Raw genomic sequence first — 3,890 nt, 5'->3', positions numbered from 1 at the left:
TGCGTTGGTATTCGCTGACCAATGGCATTCCGCCCCAACATCAAAGCGGCAAGACCGCGGTGGTCGGACACACCGCCAATCGAGACGGAGAGATTCTCGACTCGGGCCACCTGATTTGCGTGGACACCTATTGCTATGGCGGCTGTTGGTTGACGGCGAGGGACGTCAACACCCGGCAGGTCTGGCAGGCGAATGAAAAGGGGAGCTGCGGCAGTAAGCACGACCGCTGTCAGTGCTACCGACGACGACGCTGCAGGATCACGCCGCAGGTGGCGAGCATCAGCATCGTTGCCGCAGCGGGTTCCGGAATGGCGACCGCACCCACCGTCACGACGCCCGGGGTGAAGCTGAAATCGATCTCGTCACCGGAGGCTTGAGCGAAGAATGATTCCGGTCGGACGCTCACGCCATATTGGTCACCCGCAGTTGCCGCCGCCGATGACCCGCCGAGAAGATGTGCAAGGTCAACGCTCGCCAGCAGGTGTCCGCCGGTGACCGACGTGTTCGAAAAATCCGCGGTGCCGTCACTGACAGTGATTTCGACGGGCGATGAGACAAGCGTCGCATCGAATCCGTTGATGACGGAATCACTGTTGCCCACAAAGATGTAGTCGGCGTTCTGAAGAAACGTTTCCGATTGTGGATCGACGAAAACCAATGAACTGCCCGGAGCGGCGCTCAGCGGTGTGATCTGCAGAATCAACTCAAATTCAGCCAAATTCTGCGGCGGTGCGTCGCTGGCGATCCCAATATCCAACAACAGGTTGCCGCCCGGATCGACCGTTCCGCTGCCGACGGAGATTTCAAAATCGGCCTTCGCCGGGGCGACCGACAACAACAACGCGGTCGAAACGGCAATCAGTAGTCGGGCAATCGCGGTGGACTTGGGCATCAGTCGTGGTCCGAGAAGAGCGTGTGGGATCGCCCGGTGCGACGGGAGAATCACGGGAGTGTTCACCCAGTAGAATAGTTAGAAACCGAACCGGGATCGAACACTTTCCCGACCCGTCCCGATTTTTGCACCGTTGCCCCCGTTGTGATCGCGTTGATCTTTCGTCCCAATCACAATGTCAATGAACCCAGCCATGACCCGACCGACGCGGATTGGAAACAGCTACGCATGACTTCAACCCTGATCCCCCGCCGGCCGGTCGCTTTCCCCCCGGGGTTCGTCCCACGAACATCGTTTCGCCACATCGCGATCGCATCGATCTTGTCCCTGGCGGTGCTGGGGTTTGTCGAAGCGGTTCAGGCGGGGATGAGTAGCGAAAATGTGGTGGTGGTGGTCAACGGTGATTCGATGGTCTCGCGGACCGTCGCCAACTATTACATCGATGCACGCAAGATCCCGACGAAGAACGTGGTCGTGCTGAGCGACGTCCCGAGCGGCCTTCATGTCGAATTGGAGGCGTTTCGCGATCAGATTCTCAAACCGCTGTTGGCGGAGATTGATGCGCGGGGGATCTCGCCCGTCGCCCGTGTGATCGCCTATTCGGCGGGCTTTCCGACCGCCGTCAAGATCTCGTCGCATTGCGACAAGCTCACCGATCCGACGGCGAAAAAGTACCAGTTGCCGGTCGCTTCGATCACGGGCCTGACCTATTTCTATCGCTATGTCTTGGCCGACGATCCCGGATACCTGAGTTTTGCGTCCAACCTGTATGCGCGGGGCAAATTCGAGCGGCACTTTCTGAACCCGTTTGCGGGAGAAAAAAAGTCTGAGTTTGAAGCAGCCATGAAACTGCTCAAGGAAGAAAAGTACGCCGAATCGGCAGTTATTTGGAGGAAGCTGCACGAGGGGCACCCGAACACGATGCCGGCGCTGGCGCTTCGTGCGGCCGAGGCGTATTCACTCGATGGGCAAGCGGAACCGGCGGTCGAGATGATTCGTGCGGCACTCAAAGCCGGCTGGCGATCATCCAGTTATCTGACCGAGACGCCTGCACTGGAAAAACATCTCGACGACCCACTGATTCAAAAAGCGCTGCCGTATCTTGATGACAGTCCGATCGCTTGGCAGGGGCCGCAAGCGTTTTCGTCCAGCGTGGGGTGGACGTTGACCGGCAGCCCGGTGGAAATCAAAGACGGTGGGATCCCCTATTTGTGCGCGTGTTCGTTGGCCGTCGTGCATCCAAATGGTTCCACCCTCAGCGATGCCGTTCGGATTCTGTTGCGCGCCGGCAAGGGCGATCGAACGTTTCCCCGAGGTCGCTTTGCGTTCAGCACGACCGGAGACGTTCGATCAAAAACCAGGTTTCCGGGCGTCGCCGATACGATCGTCTATCTGCAAGAAAACGGATTCGAAACCGAAGTGTTCAATGCCGTCGTTCCCTTCAAAGAAGGAGCGATCGTTGGTCTGATGCTCGGCACCTCGACGGCCGATGTGATGGGAAAGCCATGGATCCTGGTGCGGGGGTCGATTGCCGAGAACTTGACCAGTTACGGCGGGGCATTCGACATCGGATCCCAAACCAAGTTGACGGCGTTCCTCAGTGCCGGCGCCGCGATGTCGAGCGGTGCGGTCGCCGAGCCCTTTTCGCTGCAGTACAAGTTTCCCACACCGATGCTTTATGGGTACTACGCCCGGGGACTTTCGGCGATCGAGTCCTTTTATCAATCCGTTGCGTCACCCTATCAATTGCTGATCGTGGGCGATCCGCTCGCGCAACCGTTCGCAAAAGCGCCCGATGAACTGGTGGAAGCACGCTTCGTCACCGACGGCAGAAGGCGCATGAAAATCTCACGTCGTTCGCTGCGATTAAAAGTCCCCAAGTCGCGTCCCGCTTCGTTGGAACTGTCCATTGATGATCGGATGTTTCAAGTCGTTCCGCTGACCGGGGCGGTGGATGTCCAAACCGTTGACATCAACTGGCCCGAAGGCACGTCCGGAATCTACGACGTCCGTGCAACACTAACCGGGCTCGATCGTACCGAACCTCGCGTCACGTTTGTGTCGCAAGTCGACGTTCAAGGCGATCACCCCGCGCCGACGGCTACCGTCACCAAAGCACGCCAACAGGCCGACGGGTTCGGTAATGACGGCAGCAACGCGACAGCGATCGAAGTCAGCCTGCAATGTCCCGGTGCCGACCGAATCGAACTCCATCATCTCGGTCAAAGCGTCGCGAACGTGCAGGGCGACGAGGGCACGGTGACAGTGGAAACCAAGGCTCTCGGTGGTGGCCCCTTGAGGTTTCGTTCGATCGCGTTTTTCGGCGAAACGAAAGTCCGTGGCAAAACGCTGATCGATCAGGTCGACGCGCTCAAATAGTTCTCCACCGCTTTTCGAATCTCCGCCTGCACTTCCTCAGGCGATCGCGCGGCGTCGATCACGGCAGTGAATGGACTCGCTCGGGGCAGCTCGGTCAGAAACGATTGGCGGACCGACTCCATGTATTCCGCCCCACGAGATTCCATGCGGTCGGTGGGCCCTTCGATCCGACGCAACGCTTGTTCAGCCGGCATGTCCAGCAACAGCGTCAAATCGGGGCGAACCCCCCCGTTGGCCAATTCTCCCATTTGCCAGAGCAAGTCCGGGGATACCCCCGTCGGGCCATCGCTGACACTTTGGTAGACCACGTTGGCCAACAAAAAACGATCGCTAATCACGCTTTTTCCGGCGGCGAGCGTCGGTCGAATGGTCGTTTCAACCATTTCACAGCGGCTGGCCATAAACAGCATCGCCTCGGTTCGTCGATGCATGGTCAGCTGGCTTTCCAGCAACAGTGATCGTAAGCGTTGACCGATTTCCGAACTTCCAGGGTCGCGTGTCGTAAGGAACTCCATGCCGAGTTCACCCAGGAGACGCTCCAGCCCATGGATTTGCGTGGATTTACCGACGCCGTCGATCCCGTCGATGGCGATGAAATGACCTGTTTTGGGGGGCATTG

The 3,890-nt window shown here is 58.6% G+C and carries 3 protein-coding genes; 1 reads left to right on the top strand and 2 read right to left on the bottom strand.

Going from position 1 to position 3,890, the window contains the following annotated elements; translation table 11 throughout:
* Positions 1 to 235: 235 nt before the first annotated feature.
* Entirely contained in the window at positions 236 to 892 is a 657-nt protein-coding gene (locus tag ABX749_RS25065; protein WP_372898404.1) for a hypothetical protein, read from the bottom strand.
* 228 nt (positions 893 to 1,120) lie between these two features.
* On the opposite strand from ABX749_RS25065, the gene ABX749_RS25060 reads away from it, so the two are divergent.
* Positions 1,121 to 3,271: a hypothetical protein gene (locus ABX749_RS25060; protein WP_372898403.1), complete on the top strand. Its 2,151-nt coding sequence runs from the start codon at positions 1,121 to 1,123 to the stop codon at positions 3,269 to 3,271.
* Here ABX749_RS25060 and tmk read toward each other — a convergent pair.
* On the bottom strand, positions 3,250 to 3,888 hold the full coding sequence (tmk, locus tag ABX749_RS25055; RefSeq protein ID WP_372898401.1) for a dTMP kinase: 639 nt from the start codon (positions 3,886 to 3,888) through the stop codon (positions 3,250 to 3,252). The two genes, ABX749_RS25060 and tmk, sit on opposite strands and share 22 nt — an antisense overlap.
* Positions 3,889 to 3,890 lie beyond the last annotated feature (2 nt).

Origin of the sequence: Stieleria sp., assembly GCF_041595215.1 — a bacterium.
In the GTDB taxonomy this organism is placed as follows: domain Bacteria; phylum Planctomycetota; class Planctomycetia; order Pirellulales; family Pirellulaceae; genus Stieleria; species Stieleria magnilauensis.
The sequence above is the reverse complement of the archived record's forward strand: the minus strand, read 5'-3'. Positions and strand labels throughout refer to the sequence as shown.

Excerpts from the sequence above, each read along its gene's own strand:
- tmk (WP_372898401.1), bottom strand. The coding sequence starts at position 3,888 with ATGCCCCCCAAAACAGGTCATTTCATCGCCATCGACGGGATCGACGGC.
- ABX749_RS25065 (WP_372898404.1), bottom strand. The coding sequence starts at position 892 with ATGCCCAAGTCCACCGCGATTGCCCGACTACTGATTGCCGTTTCGACC.
- ABX749_RS25060 (WP_372898403.1), top strand. The coding sequence starts at position 1,121 with ATGACTTCAACCCTGATCCCCCGCCGGCCGGTCGCTTTCCCCCCGGGG.